The sequence below is a fragment of the Campylobacter peloridis LMG 23910 genome (assembly GCF_000816785.1).
GTDB classification, from domain to species: domain Bacteria; phylum Campylobacterota; class Campylobacteria; order Campylobacterales; family Campylobacteraceae; genus Campylobacter_D; species Campylobacter_D peloridis.
The window spans coordinates 1,349,801-1,371,409 of the sequence record NZ_CP007766.1; the positions used below are offsets into that span (position 1 = coordinate 1,349,801).

Annotated in this window: 19 protein-coding genes, 1 tRNA gene and 2 pseudogenes; 8 read left to right on the forward strand and 14 right to left on the reverse strand. The window is 29.0% G+C overall.

Features of this window, described 5'->3' with window-relative positions:
- Positions 1 to 30 precede the first annotated feature (30 nt).
- Positions 31 to 396: a histidine triad nucleotide-binding protein gene (locus CPEL_RS06600; protein ID WP_044599140.1), complete on the forward strand. Its 366-nt coding sequence runs from the start codon at positions 31 to 33 to the stop codon at positions 394 to 396.
- 15 nt (positions 397 to 411) lie between these two features.
- On the opposite strand, the gene pckA is transcribed toward CPEL_RS06600, so the two are convergent.
- Genes pckA through CPEL_RS06625 form a run of 5 tightly spaced genes read right to left on the reverse strand, consistent with a single transcriptional unit; the run spans position 412 to position 7,883 of the window.
- Complete coding sequence (gene pckA / locus CPEL_RS06605; RefSeq protein ID WP_044599141.1) at positions 412 to 1,986, reverse strand: phosphoenolpyruvate carboxykinase (ATP); 1,575 nt, start codon at positions 1,984 to 1,986, stop codon at positions 412 to 414.
- 11 nt (positions 1,987 to 1,997) lie between these two features.
- A complete protein-coding gene (locus CPEL_RS06610) occupies positions 1,998 to 3,782 on the reverse strand; it encodes a pyruvate carboxylase subunit B (RefSeq protein ID WP_044599142.1) in 1,785 nt (594 codons plus the stop codon).
- A gap of 57 nt (positions 3,783 to 3,839) precedes the next feature.
- Positions 3,840 to 5,174: a sodium-dependent transporter gene (locus CPEL_RS06615; RefSeq protein WP_044599143.1), complete on the reverse strand. Its 1,335-nt coding sequence runs from the start codon at positions 5,172 to 5,174 to the stop codon at positions 3,840 to 3,842.
- Positions 5,175 to 5,183: 9 nt separating this feature from the next.
- The gene (locus tag CPEL_RS06620) at positions 5,184 to 6,521 is read right to left on the reverse strand and encodes a sodium-dependent transporter (protein ID WP_044599144.1); all 1,338 of its coding nucleotides are present in this window, start codon (positions 6,519 to 6,521) and stop codon (positions 5,184 to 5,186) included.
- A 9-nt stretch (positions 6,522 to 6,530) separates the two neighbouring features.
- The gene (locus CPEL_RS06625; protein WP_044599145.1) at positions 6,531 to 7,883 is read right to left on the reverse strand and encodes a sodium-dependent transporter; all 1,353 of its coding nucleotides are present in this window, start codon (positions 7,881 to 7,883) and stop codon (positions 6,531 to 6,533) included.
- Between the two features lie 197 nt (positions 7,884 to 8,080).
- Here CPEL_RS06625 and CPEL_RS06630 point away from each other — a divergent pair, with 197 nt between their 5' ends.
- The 5 genes and pseudogenes from CPEL_RS06630 to cetZ (CPEL_RS09810) form a co-directional block, all read left to right on the forward strand.
- Positions 8,081 to 8,404, forward strand: a complete 324-nt coding sequence (locus CPEL_RS06630; RefSeq protein ID WP_044599146.1) for a F0F1 ATP synthase subunit C — start codon at positions 8,081 to 8,083, stop codon at positions 8,402 to 8,404.
- A 33-nt stretch (positions 8,405 to 8,437) separates the two neighbouring features.
- Positions 8,438 to 8,523 (forward strand) — tRNA-Leu (locus CPEL_RS06635).
- Between the two features lie 21 nt (positions 8,524 to 8,544).
- The gene (locus CPEL_RS06640) at positions 8,545 to 8,979 is read left to right on the forward strand and encodes a hypothetical protein (RefSeq protein WP_044599147.1); all 435 of its coding nucleotides are present in this window, start codon (positions 8,545 to 8,547) and stop codon (positions 8,977 to 8,979) included.
- A 161-nt stretch (positions 8,980 to 9,140) separates the two neighbouring features.
- Positions 9,141 to 9,812, forward strand: a pseudogene (gene cetZ / locus CPEL_RS09805) (energy taxis response protein CetZ); the annotation flags it as partial.
- Positions 9,813 to 9,914: 102 nt separating this feature from the next.
- A pseudogene (gene cetZ, locus CPEL_RS09810) lies at positions 9,915 to 10,340 on the forward strand (energy taxis response protein CetZ); the annotation flags it as partial.
- Between the two features lie 11 nt (positions 10,341 to 10,351).
- Here the strand turns inward: cetZ (CPEL_RS09810) and CPEL_RS06650 are convergent.
- From CPEL_RS06650 to CPEL_RS06690, 9 genes are all read right to left on the reverse strand, one after another.
- Positions 10,352 to 11,521, reverse strand: coding sequence for a dihydroorotase, subgroup IIa (locus CPEL_RS06650; protein ID WP_044599149.1), 1,170 nt, complete (start codon positions 11,519 to 11,521; stop codon positions 10,352 to 10,354).
- Positions 11,518 to 12,417 (reverse strand): NAD(P)H-dependent glycerol-3-phosphate dehydrogenase, encoded by a 900-nt coding sequence (locus CPEL_RS06655; RefSeq protein ID WP_044599150.1) that lies wholly within the window; start codon positions 12,415 to 12,417, stop codon positions 11,518 to 11,520. Before CPEL_RS06655 ends, CPEL_RS06650 begins: the two co-directional genes overlap by 4 nt.
- A 2-nt stretch (positions 12,418 to 12,419) precedes the next feature.
- Positions 12,420 to 13,838 carry an Asp-tRNA(Asn)/Glu-tRNA(Gln) amidotransferase subunit GatB gene (gene gatB, locus CPEL_RS06660; RefSeq protein ID WP_044599151.1) on the reverse strand — a complete coding sequence of 473 codons (1,419 nt, stop codon included), beginning with the start codon at positions 13,836 to 13,838 and terminating at the stop codon, positions 12,420 to 12,422.
- A gap of 120 nt (positions 13,839 to 13,958) precedes the next feature.
- On the reverse strand, positions 13,959 to 14,639 hold the full coding sequence (locus tag CPEL_RS06665) for a F0F1 ATP synthase subunit A (RefSeq protein WP_044599152.1): 681 nt from the start codon (positions 14,637 to 14,639) through the stop codon (positions 13,959 to 13,961).
- Positions 14,640 to 14,708: 69 nt separating this feature from the next.
- Positions 14,709 to 16,214 (reverse strand): phytoene desaturase family protein, encoded by a 1,506-nt coding sequence (locus CPEL_RS06670; RefSeq protein WP_065757279.1) that lies wholly within the window; start codon positions 16,212 to 16,214, stop codon positions 14,709 to 14,711.
- A complete protein-coding gene (locus CPEL_RS06675) occupies positions 16,207 to 16,653 on the reverse strand; it encodes a DUF2147 domain-containing protein (RefSeq protein WP_084083591.1) in 447 nt (148 codons plus the stop codon). Before CPEL_RS06675 ends, CPEL_RS06670 begins: the two co-directional genes overlap by 8 nt.
- Positions 16,644 to 17,978, reverse strand: coding sequence for a DNA repair protein RadA (radA, locus tag CPEL_RS06680; protein WP_044599154.1), 1,335 nt, complete (start codon positions 17,976 to 17,978; stop codon positions 16,644 to 16,646). The genes CPEL_RS06675 and radA overlap by 10 nt, the downstream gene beginning before the upstream one ends.
- Positions 17,979 to 18,014: 36 nt before the next feature.
- The gene (ftsY, locus tag CPEL_RS06685) at positions 18,015 to 18,881 is read right to left on the reverse strand and encodes a signal recognition particle-docking protein FtsY (RefSeq protein ID WP_044599155.1); all 867 of its coding nucleotides are present in this window, start codon (positions 18,879 to 18,881) and stop codon (positions 18,015 to 18,017) included.
- Positions 18,881 to 19,429 (reverse strand): TlpA family protein disulfide reductase, encoded by a 549-nt coding sequence (locus CPEL_RS06690; protein ID WP_044599156.1) that lies wholly within the window; start codon positions 19,427 to 19,429, stop codon positions 18,881 to 18,883. The genes ftsY and CPEL_RS06690 overlap by 1 nt, the downstream gene beginning before the upstream one ends.
- A 67-nt stretch (positions 19,430 to 19,496) precedes the next feature.
- Here CPEL_RS06690 and CPEL_RS06695 point away from each other — a divergent pair, with 67 nt between their 5' ends.
- A complete protein-coding gene (locus CPEL_RS06695) occupies positions 19,497 to 20,126 on the forward strand; it encodes a 5-formyltetrahydrofolate cyclo-ligase (protein WP_044599157.1) in 630 nt (209 codons plus the stop codon).
- The gene (gene rny, locus CPEL_RS06700) at positions 20,050 to 21,603 is read left to right on the forward strand and encodes a ribonuclease Y (RefSeq protein ID WP_044599158.1); all 1,554 of its coding nucleotides are present in this window, start codon (positions 20,050 to 20,052) and stop codon (positions 21,601 to 21,603) included. Before CPEL_RS06695 ends, rny begins: the two co-directional genes overlap by 77 nt.
- Positions 21,604 to 21,609 lie beyond the last annotated feature (6 nt).

Sequence of the window (21,609 nt, forward strand, 5' to 3'; positions counted from 1 at the left end):
AGCAAAAATAATAGAAAAAAGGAATAACAAATGAGAGAAAAAACTATATTTGAGTTGATTATTGAAGGAAAAATTCCAGCAAACAAAGTCTTAGAAAGTGAAAAATTTTTAGCATTTCATGATATAAATCCAAAAGCACCTATCCATGTTTTAATCATTCCAAAAGAACATTTTGAAAATTTCCAAGAATTAAAACCTGAACTTATGAGTGAAATGACTAAATTTATTCAAGAGTTAGCCATGCTTTTAGGGCTTGATAAAAGCGGGTATAGACTAATTACAAATTGTGGAAAAAATAGTGGCCAAGAAGTGTTTCATTTGCATTTTCACATGCTAGGTGGATTTGAGCTTCCAAAAAGCAAAGAAACTCAAATCAATCCCGAATCTTTATTCTAAAAGAGTTTAACTCTTTTAGATAGCAGGACCTGCTAATTTAAATTCTGATCCTTCTTTTACATCTTCATAGCGTTTAAAATTTTCTATAAACATTTTAGCAAGCTTTAGTTTAGTTTCTTCATAGGCCTTTTTATCTTCCCAAGCATTGATAGGATTTAGCACTTTAGCTTCAACACCAGCAAGTTCTTTTGGAATAGCAAGATTAAATAAATCATAATTTTCAAATTCACAATTTTTTATACTACCATCTAAAATAGCATTAATACAAGCTCTAGTAGCTTTTATACTCATTCTTTTACCAACCCCATAAGCACCGCCGCTCCAGCCGGTATTTACTAGATAAACATTAACATCATGCTTAGTGATTTTTTCACCCAAAAGCTTAGCATAAATAGTTGGATGTAGCGGTAAAAATACTTCTCCAAAACAAGCTGAAAAAGTAGCAACAGGTTCGCTAATCCCTCTTTCTGTTCCTGCAACTTTTGCTGTATATCCACTTAAAAAATAATACATCGCTTGTTCTTTGCTAAGTTTGCTAACTGGAGGTAAAACCCCAAAAGCATCTGCTGAAAGAAAGATGATATTGCTAGGATGACCTGCACTAAGACTTGGTTCATGGTTTAAAATATGTTCTATTGGGTAGGATACTCTTGTATTTTCAGTTTTTGAGCCATCATTAAAATCAACACTTAAATCTTCTTTTAAAACTACATTTTCTAAAAGTGCATTTTGTTTTATAGCTCCATAAATTTCTGGTTCACTTTGAGGATCAAGGTTAATACATTTTGCATAACAACCCCCTTCAAAATTAAACACACCCTCATCATCCCAACCATGTTCATCATCGCCAATTAATTTTCTTTTTGGATCAGTTGAAAGAGTGGTTTTACCTGTGCCACTAAGCCCAAAGAAAAGTGCAACATCGCCTTTTTCTCCAACATTAGCACTACAATGCATTGAAAGTTTATTTTCTAGTGGAAGCCAATAATTCATCATAGAAAAAATTCCCTTTTTCATCTCTCCGCCATACCAAGTTCCACCAATTACTGCTATATTTTCTTCTATGTTAAAAATTACAAAAACTTCAGAATTTAAGCCATCTTTTTCATAGTCTTCATTCACACATTTGCAAGCATTATAAACAATAAAATCAGGGTTAAAATCTGCTAACTCTTCTTCTTTAGGACGAATAAACATATTTTTTACAAAGTGTGCTTGCCAAGCAATTTGTGTTACAAAACGCACCGCTTTACGACTTTTTAACGAAGCACCACAATAAGCATCTTGTATATAAATATCACTATTGCTAAGTTGTTTTTTAGCTTTTGTTAAAAGTTTTTCAAATAATTCTTTGCTAATAGGTTGATTAATCTTACCCCAAGCAACAAATTTTTGTGAAGGATCTTGTTTTACAAAATACTTATCTTTAGGACTTCTACCAGTAAAAATTCCCGTATCTACGCTAAAAGTTCCATTTTTTGTGCAAATTCCTTCTTTATTTTCAATTTCATGCTTTAAAAGTTCATCATAACTAATATTATGATAAATCTTTTTAATATTTTCTAAGCCTAGTTTTTCTACATCTTTCATTTTAATCCTCCTTATTTATAAGTCATTAAAACTTGTCCTTCACTAACACTATCTCCTGCATTTACTAAAATTTCTGCAATTTCTCCATCCTTGCTAGAAGTAAGCTCAATCTCCATTTTCATTGCTTCAAGTACAGCTACAACCTGCCCGCTTTTTACGCTATCTCCCACATTTACTAAAATTTTAAAAACATTAGCATTCATACTAGCTGTAACTGCATTACTTGTATCACTTACTTGAGCTTTTTTTATTTCTGTATTGTTATTTTTAACATTAATAGCATTTTTAACATTAACATCTCTATCAAATCCTGCACTTACTTCTACATGATATTTGTTGCCATTTACTGATACAGTAAATTGATTTTCGTTTGCAAGATTTGATTTTAACTTATTATCTTTTCTAACATTAACTTTAGCTTCACCTTTTAAAAAGGCTATACCCTTTTCTTTGCAAGCTGCAACGATAAAAATATTTTCTTCGCTTGTTTCTAAATTTTCTTTTTCAAGTAAATTTTTAATATAGGCTATGCTTTTTGTTTCATCTTTATCAGCAATATCACTTGCAAGTTGAGTGGTTGGCTCTAGCTTTAATTGTGTGCTTGCAAGTTTAACTACTTCAGGATCTGGTGCAACAGGGGTTTTTCCAAAATACCCTAAAACCATTTTTCCATATCCATCTGCAATTTTTTTCCAAGGGCCAAACATAACATTATTAAAAGCTTGTTGAAAATAAAACTGACTAACAGGGGTTACTGAAGTTCCATAGCCACCTTTTTCAACCACTTCTTGCATGGCTTTGATAACCGCTGGGAATTTGTCTAAAATATTATTATCTCTCATCATTTGAGTATTGGCAGTTAATGCACCACCTGGCATAGGTGAAAAAGGTATTAAAGGATTTACCGCTGTTGCTTCAGGTGGTAAAAAATAATCTTTCAAACAATCTTTTAAAACTTCTTCATATTCTAAAATTTTTTCACTATCTAAACCAAGATCAAAATTACTTCCTTTTAATGCATGAAGCATGGTTAAAATATCAGGTTGAGAAGTTCCTCCACTAACAGGAGCTGCGGCTAAATCAATCCCATCAACTCCCGCTTCTAAAGCTGCTAAGTAGCATGCTATACTTACCCCTGCAGTTTCATGCGTATGTAATCTTATATGCATATTTTCAGGTAAGTTTTTTCTGGCCATTTTAATAACTTCATAAATTTTATTTGGATTTGAAGTTCCACTTGCATCTTTAAAACAAATACTATCAAATGGAATTTGAGCTTGTAGGATTTCTTTTAAAATTCTTTCATAAAAAGGCACATCATGTGCACCTTTGCATTTTGGAGGTAGGTCCATTAAAGTAATAGTAATTTCATGTTTTAAACCATGTTTAACTATACATTCTCCACTAAATTTTAAATTATTTACATCATTTAATGCATCAAAATTTCTTATAGTTGTTGTGCCATGTTTTGCAAACATTTTTGCATGCAAATCAATGATTTCTTTACTGCCTGTATCAAGCGCTACAGTATTAACCCCTCTTGCAAGGGTTTGTAAATTTACATCTTTTCCAACTATAGCTCTAAATTTATCCATCATTTCAAAGGCATTTTCGTTTAAATAAAAAAATAAACTTTGAAACCTCGCACCACCACCAAATTCAAAATGTGTAATTCCTGCTTCTTTGGCTGCTTTTACAGCAGGAAAAAAATCATCCATTAAAACTCTAGCCCCATAAACAGACTGAAAGCCATCTCTAAAGGTTGTATCCATCACATCAATTAATTTTTTAGCCATTATTTATCCTTCTTTTTGCATTATAAAATTATAACTTCACTTTCTTAAAAAACAAATTTATAAAATTTGATTTAACATAATGATAACAATTGCAATAGGTGCAATAAATCTTAGTAAAAAATACCAAACCTCAAAAATACTTTTGCTCATAAATTTAGAAAACAATCCATAAATTCTTTTTTTATCCATGAAAAACCCAACAAAAATAGCACTAGCAATGGCTCCAAGTGGCAACATAAAATTAGAAGTTAATTTATCCAAAATATCAAAAAAGCTTAAACCAAAAAAATTAAAACTAGCTCCATAACTAGCACTAAAAGATAAAATACAACTCATTCCCAAAAGAAAAACTACAAAGCCTATAAAAATCAAAGCTTTTTTTCTTGAAATTTTATATTCATTCACAAGATAAAAAGTAAAAGGTTCTATCATGGAAACTGCTGAAGTAATTCCTGCAAAAAATAAAGCTAAGAAAAAATAAAAAGCTAAAAAATGTCCAAAAATAGTGCCTAGATTAGAAAACAAAGTTGTTAAAGATATAAATACAAGTCCAGCACCTTCTGCAGGATTAGCATTAAATTTAAATATAAAAGTAAAAACAATAAGCCCCATCATAAGCCCTATGCAAATATTTAAAAATACAATTATCATTGAGCTAGTGATTAAATTCGTATCATCTTTTAAAGAAGCTGCATAAGTAGTAATACATCCTATACCTAAACATAAAGTAAAAAACGCAAGTCCTAAAGCTGTTAATACTGAATTTAAGCTAAGTTTAGCAAAATCAGGATAAAACAAATAAATAAAAGCTTCTTTAAATCCATCTTGAAAAAAACAATACACTAGCATTAAAATAAGCATGATAAACAAACTTGGCATAATCCAAACATTAAGTTTTTCTATACCACTTTTTACTCCTTTTGAAACCACAAACAAAGTTAGAAAAAAAGCAATCAAAAAATACAAGCTGCTTTCTAAAATACTATTTTGTATTAAATTTCCAAACAAAGCTCCTGCTTCTTGAGTGTTAGTAGGCAAATAATAAATCGAAGTTATCATGTATTTTAAAACCCAACCCATAATAACAAGATAAAAAGATAAAACAAAAATTCCACCCAACATAAAAAAACCTGCAAATTTCCATTTGTGAGCATACTTAGTTGCTAAACTTTTATAAGCATTTACAGGATCACTTTGGCTTAATCTACCCATAGCAATTTCGGCTAAAAACACACAAAATCCTATACTAATTGTTAAAATCAAATACAAAATCACAAAAGCAAAACCTCCATTTTGCCCTACTAAGGTTGGAAATTTCCAAGCATTCCCAAGTCCAATAGCCCCACCTGCTACTGCTAAAACAAAACCTATTTTAGAAAATTTATCATTCATTCTTTTACCTTAAAAAAAGATTCCTCTAGCCATGATTAAAACTACTGCTAGTGGTGAAATATATCTTAAAAAGACATACCAAATTTCAAAAAATATTCCTTGCATGTAAGGTTTAAATAAAATTTGTAAAGCTTCTTTTTTAAGCACAAAACCAACAAAAAAAGCTGTTACTAAAGCTGAAATTGGCATTAATAAATTCTGGATGAAAAAGTCTAAAATATCAAAAAAACTTTTTCCAAAAAAATTCAAGCTATCAGCACTTGGGCCATAAAAAGAAAGTATAGATAAGCTTCCAAGAAAATACACAATTATTCCAACAAAAACCAAAGCTTTTTTTCTTGAAATTTGATAACGATTTATAAGATAAAATGTAAAAGGTTCTATCATTGAAATTGCTGAAGTAATCCCAGCAAAAAATAAAGCTATAAAAAAGGCTATGGCTAAAATATTGCCTAAAAATCCCAATTTAGCAAATAAAGTCATTAAAGATATAAAAATAAGCCCTGGGCCTTGCTGAGTAGGATCAGCTCCAAATTCAAAAATAAAAGTAAAAACAATAAGTCCCATCATAAGTCCTATGATGGTATTGATGATGATAATATTAAAAGCACTGCTGATAAAATTAGTTTTATCAGGCAAACTTGCTGCATAAGTTAAAATCACGCATACCCCTAAAGACATACTAAAAAATGCAAGACCTAATGCATCTAATATAGAATTAACACTTAATTTTGAAAAATCAGGCACAAATAAAAACTCACTAGCCTTAGAAAAACCATCCATACTAAAAGAATATCCAAGCATCAAAATAAGCAAGATAAACAAACTTGGCATCATCCAAACATTGAGTTTTTCTATACCGCTTTTAATACCTTTTGATACTACATAAAAAATAACAATAAAAACAAAGCTAAAACAAATAAATTGTGATAAAACATCATTAGAAAGCAAATTACCAAAAGCAGCACCAGCTTCATTGGTATTACTTGGAAGGGTAAAAAACCCCATATAAGCATATTTTACAATCCAACCAATTACCACACTATAAAAAGAAACCAAAATAATAGCACCTAGCATAAAAAATCCTGCATAAGACCATGCTTTTTTATTCTTAGGTGCCAAAGAATGATAAGCATTAACAGGATCTTTTTCACTAAGTTTTCCTATGCTAAGCTCAGCTAAAAAAATCACAAAAGCTACGCCCAAAGTTAATAACAAATACACAATCACAAAGGCTGAGCCCCCATTATTTCCCACTAAGGTTGGAAATTTCCAAGCATTTCCAAGCCCAACAGCAGAACCTGCCACAGCCAAAATAAAACCTATCTTAGAAAATTTATCATTCATTCTTTTACCTTAAAAAAATAATTGTTTTATCATGATAAAAATCACCGCTAAAGGTGAAATATAGCGCACAAAAAAATACCAAATTTCAAAAAACATACCTTTCATGTAAGGACCAAATAAAGTTTGTAAAGCTTCTTTTTTAAGCACAAAACCAACAAATAAAGCACCAAAAAGTCCACCCAAAGGCATCATTAAATTAGAAGCTAAATAATCAAGTGCATCAAAAAAACTTTTTCCAAAAATTACCAAAGAATCTTTACTCCATTCAATACCTGATAATATACATAAACTTCCTAATACATAAACTATAATACCTATTAACAACAAAGCTTTTTTACGAGAAAAGTTAAAAGAATTTATTAAATAAAAAGTTAAAGGCTCTATCATAGATACTGCAGAAGTAATCCCGGCAAAAAATAAAGCTATAAAAAAGGCTATAGCTAAAATATTTCCTAAAGGTAAAAATCCAACTGGATCGATATTTGAAAATAAACTCATTAAAGATACAAAAATCAAACCTGGACCTTGTTGAGCAGGATTGCCATTAAATTCAAAAATAAAAGTAAAAACAATAAGCCCCATCATAATGCCAATAATAATATTTATAATAATAATATTTATAGTGCTGCTAATAAAATTTGTCTTATCAGATAAACTTGCAGAATAGGTTATAATCGAACCCACCCCAATAGATAAAGAAAAACAAGCAAGTCCTAAAGCACTTAAAAACGCCCCTACTCCAAGTTTAGAAAAATCAGGTGAAAACAAAAACTCACTAGCTTTAGAAAAACCATCCATGCTAAAAGAATATCCAAGCATCAAAATAAGCAAGATAAACAAACTTGGCATCATCCAAACATTGAGTTTTTCTATACCGCTTTTTACTCCTTTTGATACCACATAAAAAATTATTACAAAAACAAAGGTAAAACAAATAAACTGCGATAAAACATCTTTAGAAAGTAAATTTGTAAAAATAACACCACTTTCTTCTATGTTTTTTGGTAAAGGAAAAAAACCTAAATAAGCATATTTTACAATCCAGCCTATAATCACACTATAAAAAGAAACAATCAAAATTGCACCTATCATAGAAAATCCAACAATCGACCATGCTCTTTTATATTTTGGCGCTAAATTATAATATGCATTAACAGGATCTTTTTCACTAAGTTTTCCTATACTAAGCTCAGCTAAAAAAATCACAAAACCTACACCTAAAGTTAAGATTAAATATAAAAGCACAAAGGCTGAACCTCCATTTTGCCCTACTAAGGTTGGAAACTTCCAAGCATTTCCAAGTCCAACAGCAGAACCTGCCACAGCTAAGACAAAACCTATTTTAGAAAATTTTTCATTCATAAATATAACCTTAAATAATTTTATAAAATTATAAAAGTTTTTAATGTAGCTAAAAAAAACTTTAATTTATTTTAAAATAAATATTTTTAGCAAAATTCAATAATTTTAAAGTTAATATTGATATAATTTTGCTTTTAAAATCACGAGTAGGGATACGCAAGCCGAAAGGATTTAAAATACTTTTTTAAGGATAAATCATGAAAAAAATCGTAATTTTAATGCTAGCTTTAAGCGGATTTGCATTTGCAGCTGAAGGTTCTATGAATCAATGGTTAGCATCATTTTCAATTTTAGCAGCTGGTTTAGGACTTGGTGTTGCTGCTTTAGGTGGAGCTATCGGTATGGGTAATACTGCTGCAGCTACTATCGCAGGAACTGCTAGAAATCCAGGACTTGGTGGTAAATTAATGACAACTATGTTCATTGCTTTAGCGATGATTGAAGCACAAGTTATATATGCACTTGTTATTGCACTTATTGCTTTATATGCTAATCCATTTCAAGCATTAGTTGCAGCTTAATACACTCAAGCTCTCACAAGAGAGCTTATTTATGCGGTTATGGTGGAACTGGTAGACACGCCATCTTGAGGGGGTGGTGCGCTCAGCGTGTGCGAGTTCAAATCTCGCTAACCGCACCATATTCTTCAAGGATTTTTTACATGGCTTTTTATCTTCTTATTAGTGCCTTAGCTTTTTTAATACTTTTTTTTGCAATTAAAAAATATACTTTAAAACTAGATGAACAAAAATTATTAGAACCTATTAAAACAGATATCTATCCCGAATTTTGTGAATTTATTAATGAAGAAATACGAAATGTAAAAAATGATCTTTTGCAAAATGAAATCAAATTAAAAGAAGAAGATAAAAAAGATGAATTTTTAGAGTCTTTAAGTGATATGAGTAGAAAATTAAATCATATACAGACTATGAATTTAAGTAAAAAAAATACAAGTTTATGGGAAGAAACACTTTTTAATTTTTTAAAAGAATTAGAAAATCTTAATTCAAAATATATACAGCAAGATGAAGAAGTAAATAACAAAATCAGAATCACCTTGCAGGAAAAATTTGCCAATTTAACAAAAAACTAACAAAACAATATTATCTATTATTTTACTTTATATATAATTTATTTGTAAATTTAACAATAAGGAACCATATGTTTACCAATAAAAAAACCAATGAAAAAATCGCCCAGTTAGAGCAATCAAACCAAAATTTTCAAGACATACTCAATGCCATAAGCAATACCATGGCTATGATAGAATTTCAAACAGATGGAACAATTATCAATGCTAATGAAAATTTTTTAAAAACTATGAATTATTCTTTAGATGAAATTAAAGGTAAACATCATAGAATGTTTTGTTTGCCAGAAGTTGTAAATTCACAAAGATATGTTGATTTTTGGAAAGACTTAAAAAATGGAAAGTCAAGAAATGGTCTTTTTAGACGCATTGCTAAAGGTGGTAAAGATATTTATTTAGAAGCAAATTATTTACCAATTATTGATAGCAATAATAAAGTTTATAAAGTAATTAAATTTGCAAATGATATCACTCAAAGACACTATGAAATGCTTGATCTTAAAAATACCATAGAAGCAGCTAATAGATCAATGGCTATCATTGAATTTGATCCTCAAGGAGAAATTTTAAATGCCAATGAAAACTTTACACAAACCATGGGTTATTCTTTAAATGAAATCAAAGGTAAGCACCATAGTATGTTCTGTGAAGAAAAATTTAGAAATTCAAAAGAATACACTATATTTTGGGAAGAATTAAGAAGTGGTAAATTTCAATCAGGCAAATTTGTTCGCTTTGGAAAAAATAATAAATTAGTATATTTAGAAGCAAGCTACAATCCAATTAAAAATGATGATGGCAAAATCTATAAAGTAATTAAATTCGCTACAGATATAACAGAACAAGTTATCAAAGATGAAGAAAAATTAAAATTAATTAGTGAATTAGCTGATCAAAATGATAATCTAACTCAAGAAGGTGATAGTGTTATAGAAAATACCGTAGAAAACATCCAAAATATAGCACAAATGATGAGTAATAGCAGCAATTTAGTTTCATCTTTAAACGATCAATCAGAGGAAATAAAAAATATAATACAAACAATTAGCGATATAGCAGATCAAACTAATCTTTTAGCATTAAATGCTGCTATTGAAGCTGCAAGAGCTGGTGAACATGGTAGAGGCTTTGCTGTTGTTGCGGATGAAGTTAGAAATCTAGCTGAAAGAACAGGGCATTCAGTAAATGAAATAACCACAACTATAAATTCTATTAGAAATGTTACTTCTGAAGTTGTTCAAAGCATTAAAGATGGACTAAATGGGGTTAATCAAAGTGTTGATTTAGCTAAAGAAGCTAGAGAATGTATGGAAAAAATTAGAAATAGTTCTGCTCAAGTAGCAAAAGCTATGCAAGAAAATTAGAAAGTTTTTAGCTAAAAGCTAAAAACTTCCCCGTTTATTAAGTGTTTTTTGACCTTACCTTTTAAGGTATCGTTTTTATATAGGCCTTTACCTTTGGTAGAAATATTTTCATCAAAAATAATCAAGTCTGCATCATAACCTACTTCTATTTTTCCTTTATTTAATCCCAAAAATTTAGCTTGATTAAAACTTGTAAGATCACAAAGTTCTCTCCAATTTAAAATTTTATTATCTACGAAATAAGTAAAACATAAACTAGCATATGAATTTATACTATCAATCCCAAATCCTGCCTCATCAAATGCTAAATTTTTATTTGTTTTTGGAGAATGTAATGAACTTAAAAAACTAATCTCTTGATTTTTTAACATTTTTTGTAAATCATCAAGTTCTTCTTTTGCCCTTAATGGTGGTAAAATTTTAGCTTGAGTATTAAAATTCTCACACGCATCTTCGCTTTTAATAAGATGATGTATAGAAATTTCACTAAAATCATCTTTTAAAATTTCAAAAGATTTTTTTATACCCAAACAATCAAAACTTGCTTTATTTTTATAAAATTGTACAATTTGCTTCATTTTTGCTACTTCACTAATTTCAGCTATATCACTAATTCCTATAAGTCCTAATTCAAAACTTGTTTTTCCATCATTCATAACACCATGATCATCAAAATTTTCATCAAAACATTTTAAAAAAACTATGCTATTTTTCATACTTGCATATTGCATACTTTGCCTTAATAAATTTGAACCTAAACTACTTTGAATTTCTAAGCCTTTAGCACCATTATCCAATAAAATAGAAATATCTTTTAATTTGCCTTCGTTATTAACAGCTTTAATTGTAGGAAGTATAGTAATTTTAAAAGATTTTAATTTATCAAAATAAAGCATATAAAATTGAGTGTTTGCATCTAATAAGCTATCTCTTAAGACAATAGTTCCAACCCCACCTTGTAAGCATGATTTTTCTAAATAACATAGATTATCAACACTAAAACTATCATCACATAAACTAACATTTAAATCAATAAAAGAAGGAAGTAAAGTTTTACCCTGTAAGTCAAGAACATCACAATCATCACTTTGTAAAATACTGCCAATTTCTATAATCTTACCATCTTTAATTCTAAGATCAACTTGCTCTTCACCATAAATTTTTGCATGTTTAATAATCATGAAATCTCCTTTGGTAACATTAAATCTACAAGACATTCTTGAGCTTTTTTTCCTTCAAGCATTAAAACAACCTCATGAACTATAGGGGTATAAATTTTGTGTTTTTTTGCTAAGGTATTAATTGCAAACGCAGTTTGAACGCCTTCTGCAACTTCGCCAAGTCCTTTTAAAATTTCGCTTAAAGGTTTATTTTTAGCTAAATCCAGCCCAACTCTATAATTTCTTGATAAAGTGCTAGAAGCAGTTAAAAACAAATCTCCTGCTCCGCTTAAACCTAAAAATGTTTCTTCTTTTGCACCAAAAAATTTACCAAACCTATGCATTTCTATAAGCCCTCTTGAAATTAAAGAAGCTCTTGCATTATTACCAAGACTAAGTCCATCACAAACTCCACTAGCAATAGCTAAAACATTTTTATAAGCTCCACAAATTTCTGCTCCTCTTACATCATCGCCCACATAAGTTTTAATATAATTTGGAAAAAAACTAGCAAATTCTTTAGCATTTTGTTGGTTATACGCATTTATAACTAAAGCACAAGGTAATTTTTGCATCACTTCACTTGCAAAAGATGGCCCGCTTAAAACACAAATTTGCTCTTTATCTACAAATTCTAAAAAAATTTCATCTAAAAATTGACAAGTATTAGTTTCTATACCCTTTGAAGCAATGAGAATTTTTTGTTTTTTATTTTCAAAATTCTCTCTTAAATAAGATCTTATACCTTGAGTACTTAAAGCAAACACTAAGAATTCACACTCTAAAGCCTCTTTAATATTTACAAAATTTGGCACAGCTTTTTGGTGAAAGGAAGTAATAAGGCAAGAATTATTCACACTCAAAGCATCATAAATCGCACTACCCCATTTTCCTGCACCAATGACTGCTATTTTCATAATTAACCAAGTTTTGCTTTTAAAATTTCATTCACTTTAGCAGGATTAAACGCGCCCTTGCCTGCTTTCATAGTTTGACCAACAAAAAATCCAAAAAGCTTATCTTTACCGCTTTTGTATTCAGCTACTTTATCTTCATTAGATTTTAATATCTCATCAATGATTTTTTCTATAGCTCCATCATCACTAACTTGTTTTAAACCTAATTTTTCTATGGCCTCATCAATATCAACTTGCGTATTTTCAAAAACATAAGCAAGTATATCTTTAGCTGCTTTAGCACTTATTATACCCTCTTGTATGCGTTTGATTAAAAGAGCTAATTTTTCTTGTTTAACAGGTGAATTTTCTATAGTTAATTCGCCTTTTAACAAGCCCATAAGCTCTGTTGTAAGCCAAGTAACGCATAGTTTTGGATTTAAATTTTGCGAAATTAAATATTCAAAATACTTACAAAGCTCTAAAGATGAAATTAAAACCTCACTATCACTTTCTTTGATTCCAAGTTCATTGATAAATTTTGCTTTTTTCTCATCAGGTAACTCAGGAATTTTTGCATCTAACATATCATCATCTAAAAGCACAGGCAATAAATCAGGATCTGGAAAATACCTATACTCAGCAGAATCTTCCTTACCTCTCATGCTTCTTGTTACCAAATTTGTGGTATCAAATAAGCGTGTTTCTTGCACCACTTCTTTATCATATATTCCATCTTCCCAAGCTTGACTTTGACGCATTACTTCATAATCAATAGCTTTTTGTATAAAACGAAAAGAATTTAGATTTTTAATCTCAACTCTTGTGTAAAGCTTGGTATCTCCTTTTGGGCGTATGCTTACATTTGCATCACATCTAAAGCTTCCTTCTTGCATATTTGCATCAGAAATATCCAAAAATCTTATAATAGAATGAAGTTTTTTAAGATACGCAACAGCCTCATCAGAACTTCTAAGCTCTGGCTCACTAACTATCTCAAGCAAAGGGGTGCCTGCTCTATTTAGATCCACTTTAGAATAAGCACCCTCATGTATATTCTTACCCGCATCTTCTTCTAAATGAGCCCTTGTTATGCCTATGCGTTTGTTTTCTCCATTTATATTTATAAACAACTCCCCATTTTCTACAATAGGAATATCAAATTGTGAAATTTGATAAGCTTTAGGCAAATCAGGATAGAAATAATTTTTTCTATTGAAAATACTTTTTTTATTTATAGTAGCATTAACTGCTTTTCCAAAATATATAGCTTTTTTAACCGCTTCTTCGTTTAATACAGGCAAAGCACCTGGTAATGCCAAACATGTAGGGCATACATTGGTATTTGCTTTTTCCCCAAAAGAAGTAGCGCAAGAGCAAAAGATCTTGGTTTTGGTATTTAATTGTGCATGAACTTCAAGTCCAATAACTACTTCAAACATTAAAATTTTCCTTGAGTTTTTATTTATTTTATCGTTTTTTATTTCAAAAAGAGTTTAAAAAAAGAATATTTAAAGACTAAATAACAAAAAAAGCAAAAATAATTTTTTGCTTTTTAAAAATTAATGATGTTCATCAACAACAGTTGCACCAGCTAAATAAACATAAGTTAAAATCATAAATATAAAAGATTGTAAAAAGGCCATAAAAGTTAAAAGCATATAAGCAGGAAGTGGTGCTATCCAAGGAACTAAAGCTAAAATAACAGCTAAAAATAAGTCATCACCTTTTATATTTCCAAATAAACGAAATGATAAAGATATAACTCTTGAAATATGAGAAACTACCTCTATAGGAAACATCAATGGAGCTAAAATTTTAACAGGACCCATAAAATGGGCAAAATACTTAAAAAAACCTTGAGTTCTTATACCTTCAAAATGATAATAAAAAAATACAATAATAGCTAAAGATGCACTAAAATTTAAACTAGCACTAGGAGCTTCAAAACCTGGAATAATACCAATTAAATTACTAAAAAAGACTATAAAACCTATAGTTGCTACCAAAGGAAGATATTTTCTTGCAGCTTCTTCGCTTCCCATAGTATCTCTTCCCATACTCAATATACCTTCCATATAAGCTTCTGCTAAGTTTTGACTTCCTCTTGGAACAATTTGCATAGAGCTTGTTGCAAGTTTTGCTAAAAGTATAGAAATAACAACCACTATACCTAAATGAAAAAAATAAGCAAAAGTATGACTAGAATCAATAAAAGAACTAAACAAAAATAAATCTTTCATTAAAAAACCTCAGTAGTATAAAATAATTATTTCAAATTGTATAAAAAACTTGCTTATAATTTAATGAAATTATTCTTTAAGAATTTTATTTGCACAAAAATATCCACCTATAATAGCACCAGTAAATCCACCACCTGGAAATATAAAAGCATTTGCAAAATATAAATTTTTTATAATATCGCTTTTATAATTTAAACGATATTTACTTCCTTCCTTATCTTGAGAAAATCCATAAATCGTTCCTTCATAAGCTTTTGTATATCTTTGTATAGTCTTTGGAGTGGCTAATTCTTTATGTATTAAATAAGAACTTAAATTTGGAAAAATTTCATCTAATCTTTTTATGATAGAATTTAAAACTTCATCTTTTTTATTTTCATATTCATCTTTTGATAAATTCCATTCATCATAATTAGAACTAATCGCCACAACGCCTAAAAATTTGTCATTATCATTACTTAAACCATTATCTATTTTAGAATAATTCACAAAAGCCATAGGACGCTTTTTCAAATCTATTTTTAGCATATTTGTTTCATCTATATCAAAAAATTCATCATTAAAAATAAAATTACAATAATCCATATCCTTATAAATATCAGAAATATTTTTATCATATATAAAATAAGCACTTATTAAAGAACAAGCTCTTTTTTTGGAATTTAAAAAATTTATTTCATTTTGCAAATTTAAATTCTTTAGCAAATCTTTATAAACTATCAAAGGATCACAATTTGCTATGATTTTATCAGCAAAAATTTCTATTTTTTTATTATCTTTTATATATTCTACTCCATAAGCAAAATTATCTTTTGTGAGTATTTTTACAACTTCAGCCTTTGTTAATACTTCTCCATTATTTTCTTTTATTATATTAGCTAAAGCATCGCTTAAGCTTTGAGAACCGCCTTTTATATAAACACCACTATCATAATAATGCTTTTGAGCAATAGCATGAAAACTAAATATAAATTCCTTGCTATCGTGATGATAATAACCTAAATTTGCATTTAATATTTTTTTTAATTTTTTGTCTTTAATGAAAGAATTTAAAACTTCATCTACTTTTTTATTCATAATTTTATTTTTTAAAAAAATCCAAGCAGTTGTAAATGGATATAAAAAAAGTTCTAAAAAATTCATATCCCAAGGAAATCTTCTAACCGCATAAGCTTGAAGCTTGATAGAGTCGAAATATTTATCTATGCCTTTACATTCTTGTGGAAATTCTTGCTTTAATATAGCTTTTGCATTTTCTATACCATGAGGCAATGTTAAATTATAGTTTTTACTTTTAATACTCCAAGCGCTTGGTAATTTTATAAATTTTATTTTTTTATCTAAGCCTAATTTTTTAAATATTATATGCTTCATATCTGTTTTAAAATCTCCAAAATCCATCTCGTGAAGTCCCGCATCTATCAAAATGCCTTTTCTTTTAAAACAAGTTGCACATCCACCTATTAAAAAATGTTGTTCTAAAATCAAAACTTTTTTACCATTTTTAGCTAAATACGCTCCAGCACATAAGCCTCCAAGTCCTGATCCTATAATCACTATATCAAAATCATTCATCATTTACCTTTAAAAAACCATTTATCATTTTATTTATATCAGGCCTAATAAATCCATATTTATCAAATTCATCATTAGAAATTTTTTTCCATTTTAATGTGGGTCCAAATATGATTTTTATTTTTATACTTAAATAATCTTTATTATTAACTAATTTTATATCATAAATTTTATTATTTTTTATATTTAATATTTTTCCATTATCAAAATTATTTTGTTTGATTTGTTCTAAATTCCACATAAATATAGTGTTTTTGTATTTGCCATAACTTTTATCACTATATCCTAAAGCATAAGCATAGTATTTATCTTTATATTTAAAAATCTCGACTATAGCTTGCTTATTGTTTTCATCTTTTTCTAAAATATAATAACCTGTTATATTTGCATAAGAAAAATTTATAATAAAACATAAAAACAAATATCTAATTACATCCATTCTAATACTTCTTTTAATTCCTTTGCTACAAAACATTTCAAGCCTATATCTTCCATAGGTTTATTTGGTAAAATGGCATTTTTAAAATTTTGCATTTTAGCTTCTTTTAATCTTGCATCAAGCGAAAAAACCTCTTTTATCTCACCATTTAAACTAAGCTCACCTATAAAAATACTATCTTTACTTAATGGTCTATTTTTAAAGCTTGAGATTATAGCCGCTACCACAGCTAAATCAGCGGCAGTTTCATTGATTTTAACTCCACCACTTACATTTATAAAAACATCATATCTACCAAGTGGAATTTCAAGCTTTCTCTCAAGCAAAGCTATAAGCATATCTAAGCGATTTTTTTCATATCCTGTTGCACTTCTTTTTGGATAAGAACTCTCACAAACTAAAGCTTGAATTTCTAAAATCAAAGCGCGAGATCCTTCCATAATCACACTTAATGCACTTCCGCTTACTGATTTTGTTCTTGTAAAAAATCTATTTGAAATATCTTTTGCGCTTATTAAGCCTTTGTAAGTCATTTCAAAAATACCAACCTCACTTATATTTCCAAAACGATTTTTAAAACCTCTTAAAATTCTTATTTCTTTATTTGCATCACCTTCAAAATAAAGAACCACATCTACCATATGCTCTAAAATTCTAGGGCCTGCTATGGATCCATCTTTTGTTATATGGCCTATTATAAAAGTGCTTATATTTTTTGCTTTACAAAAACGCATAAGCTCAAATGTAATTTCTCTTACTTGAGTTATACTTCCAGCTGCTGAAGCAATTTTGTTTGAATATATAGTCTGTATTGAATCTATTATTAAAATTTCATAATCTTTATTTAAAAGTTCATTTAAAATATCTTCTAAACAAAGCTCAGTCAATAAAAACAAATTCTTATCATTTGCATCTAAACGATTTGCACGAAGTTTTATTTGTGCTTTGCTTTCTTCGCCACTTACATATAATACTTTTTTTTCATTTTTTGCTAAATTTGAAGCAATTTTTAACAAAAGAGTTGATTTGCCAACTCCTGGAGTTCCTCCTATTAATACCAAAGATCCAACAACAAGCCCGCCACCTAAAACCAAATCAAGCTCATTATCTTTAGTGCTTACTCTTTGAAATTCTTCAATTTGGACATCTTGTATGCAAATTGCACTTTGAGCTTTTTGCGTGTTTAATTGTTTTAGAATTTTAATTTGCTCTTGTTTTAATTCTATAAAACTATCCCAAGATCCACATTCTGGACATTTACCAAGCCATTTGCTTTGCTGATTTCCACATGCTTGACATTCAAATAAAATTTGTTTTTTAGCCATAAAACCACCTAAATTTTAATTATTTAAAAATTTAAGTTATTCAAACATAGGATCTAAAATGGTATCTAGATAATCATTTGCATTAAATTCGCAAATATCTTCCATTTTCTCCCCTATTCCTATATAAAATATAGGAAGCTCTAATTCCCTTGCTATGCTAAATAAAGCTCCACCTTTTGCGGTTCCATCAAGCTTTGTGATAATCACTCCATCTAATTTTACAAGCTCATTAAAAGCTTTAGCTTGTAAAATCCCCGCATTACCAGTAGTTCCATCAAGTATTAAAATCTTTCTATGAGGAGCATTTTCTAAAGCTTTGTTTGAAATTCTTACTATTTTATCAAGTTCGTTTGCTAAATTTTTTTGATTTTGTAAGCGTCCAGCAGTATCTAATAAAACTCTATCGTATGATTTTGCAATAGCTTTAGAAATACTATCATAAGCAACTGCTGATGGATCGTGTCCTTGAGAAGTTAAAACTATATCAACTCCTATTTTTTCAGACCAAATTCTAAGTTGTTCGATAGCTCCGGCTCTAAAAGTATCGCAAGCTCCTAAGATTACTTTTTGGCCTTGATTTTTATATAAATTTGCAAGTTTTGCTATGGTAGTGGTTTTGCCAGCTCCATTTACCCCTATAATCAAATCAACAAAAGGCTTATAGTCTTTAAATTCTTTTTGATCGTATATAAAATACGCACTCATCACTCTTTTTAAATCTTCTTTTTTTACCTCATCACTTGGCGGTAAATAATAAATTATCTCTTCTACAATCTCATAAGCAACATCAGCTTCTAATAGCATTTCTTCTAAGAGTTCTTTTGTTATTTTTTTGTTATTTGCTTTTACTAAATTTATATTTTCTAAAGTTTTTTTTAAACCATTTTTTAAAAAACTAAACATTATAAAATAGCCTTTTGTATGTCAACATCAAGCATTTCTTCAGGAATTACACCTAAATACTCTTTTACTTTTTCACCCTTTGCATTAAACAAAACCATAGTAGGAATAGCTCCAACATTTAAAATTTTAGAAAAAATAAAATTATTCTCCCCAATTGCTACAGGGTAAGCAATTTTATACTCTTGTATAAATTCAAACATTTCTTGTTCTTTATTCTCTTCTAAAGAAAGAGCAATTACTTCAAATCTATCTTTATATTTTTGATATAAATTATTCAAGTGGGGAATTTCAACCTTACAAGGAGCACACCAAGTTGTAAAAAAAACAAATAATTTTGCCTTAGAAGTATCATCAAAATAAAAATTTTGATTATTTGTTTTTATAAATAATTTTCTACCATCTAAAAATTTTAAAGTAAAATTTACATTTTCGCTTTGCGATAAACTTGCTTGATTATTTCCATCATCATGTGTGTTTTCTTTTTCATTTGAGCAAGCATTAAAAAAAATGAAAATGATTAAACTTGTAATTAAAATTTTAATTTTCAAAAAATTTCCTTATTATTTTTTAAGCTTAAAAGTATAACATAAAAAGTTAAAAACTTAAGGCTAAGTCTTGATAAAAAATAATTTTAGACTACAACAAAAAGCTAAAATGAAAAAAACACTAACTTATCAGTATAAAAAAGATTTTTTGGTATTTAAAAATATAAATAAAATTCTAAAATATCATAAAAAATGTAAAAATATTCTCATTTATATACCCTTAAATTATGAAATAAATCTTTACAAATTTAGGCATTTTTTTGCTAAAAAATATCAAATTTTTGTACCATTTATGCAAGATAAAAGTTTAAAAGTAGTAAAATTAAGATTAACTCTTGATAAAAAGAGCTTTGGTGTATATGAACCAAAAGATTCTTTTTTACATGCACATATAGATGTAGCCATCATTCCTGTAGTAGGTGTTGATGCAAATTTAGGAAGAATTGGTCATGGAAAAGGATTTTATGATAGGTTTTTTAATGATATACAATATAAAAAGCCTTTGGTTATTTTCACACAATCAATTAACGCTAAAAGTGAATATTATTTTAGCCAAGATCATGATATAAAAGGGAATTTTTACATAAACCCTTATAAAAAATTTGTTAGGAAAGTAATAAAAAATGATAGAAATATTAGTTGGATTAATAGCCGTTTTTACAGGCGGAGGGATTGGGTATGTAGTCGCCAAAAAGATTAATGATGCAAATTTTAATATCTTTTTAGAGCAAGCAAAAGCAAAAGCAAAAGCGATAGAATATGAAGCAGAATTAACACTTAAAGATGCTAAAAATTCAGTTGCTGAAGCAGAATTTAGTGCGAAGAAAAAATTTGATGAAAAAATTCAAAAACTACAAAAAGAACATTCTGCTAAAATGGATGAGCTTAATAAAAAAGAACAAAATTTAAGCTATCAAGAAAAGCTTTATGAGGAAAATCAAAACAAACTAAACAAAGAAAAACAAAATATAAAAACAATGTATGAAGAAAATGAAAATTTAAAACATACTTATGAAAAAAAACTTAGTGATGTTTTAAAAATTTTAGAACATTCAGCAGGACTTACTCAAGATGAAGCTAAAACTATAGTTTTAAAAAAAGTAGAAGAAAATTCAAGAGCTGAAATTGCACACATTGTTAGAAAATACGAAGAAGAAGCAAGAACAGAAGCAAAAAGAAAAGCAAACTATATATTAGCACAAGCTACTTCAAGATTTGCAGGAGAATTTGCGGCTGAAAGACTCATAAATGTAGTTAATATCAAAAACGATGAGCTAAAAGGTCGTATTATAGGTAAAGAAGGTAGAAATGTAAAAACTTTAGAAATGGTTTTGGGAGTTGATATTATCATCGATGATACACCTGGAGCGATTATAGTAAGTTGTTTTAATCTTTATAGAAGAGCCATTGCTACAAAGGTGATTGAACTACTAGTAGAAGATGGAAGAATACAACCTGCAAGAATAGAAGAAATTCATGAAAAAGTGTGTAAAGAATTTGATGATGGTATATTAGAAGAGGGGCAAACCATTATAATGGATTTAGGTTTAAATCAAATGCATCCTGAAATTGTAAAACTTATAGGAAAACTAAGATATAGAGCAAGTTATGGACAAAATGCCCTAGCGCATTCTTTAGAAGTAGCGCATTTAGCTGGGATTATTGCTGCTGAGTGTGGCGGGGATGAAAAGCTAGCTAGAAGAGCTGGAATTTTGCATGATATAGGAAAAGCTTTAACCCATGAATTTGAAGGTTCTCATGTGGATTTAGGTGCTGAGCTTTGTAAAAGATATAAAGAACATCCTGTAGTAATTAATGCAATATATGCTCACCATGGACATGAAGAAGCTACTAGTATAGAATCAGCTGCAGTTTGTACTGCAGATACTTTAAGCGCTGCACGCCCTGGTGCAAGACGCGAAGTATTAGAAGCTTTCCTAAAAAGAGTTAGTGAGCTTGAAGATATAGCAAAAAGCAAAGAAGGGGTTAAAAAAGCTTATGCGATAAACGCAGGAAGAGAAATTAGAGTTATAGTAAATGCTAAATTAGTCAATGATGATGAGGCCGTGCTTTTAGCCAAAGAAATTGCTGAAGAAATAGAAGAAAAAGTGCAATATCCTGGTGAAATAAAAGTAAATGTTATTAGAGAACTTAGAGCTATTGATTTTGCAAAATAAGGTTTT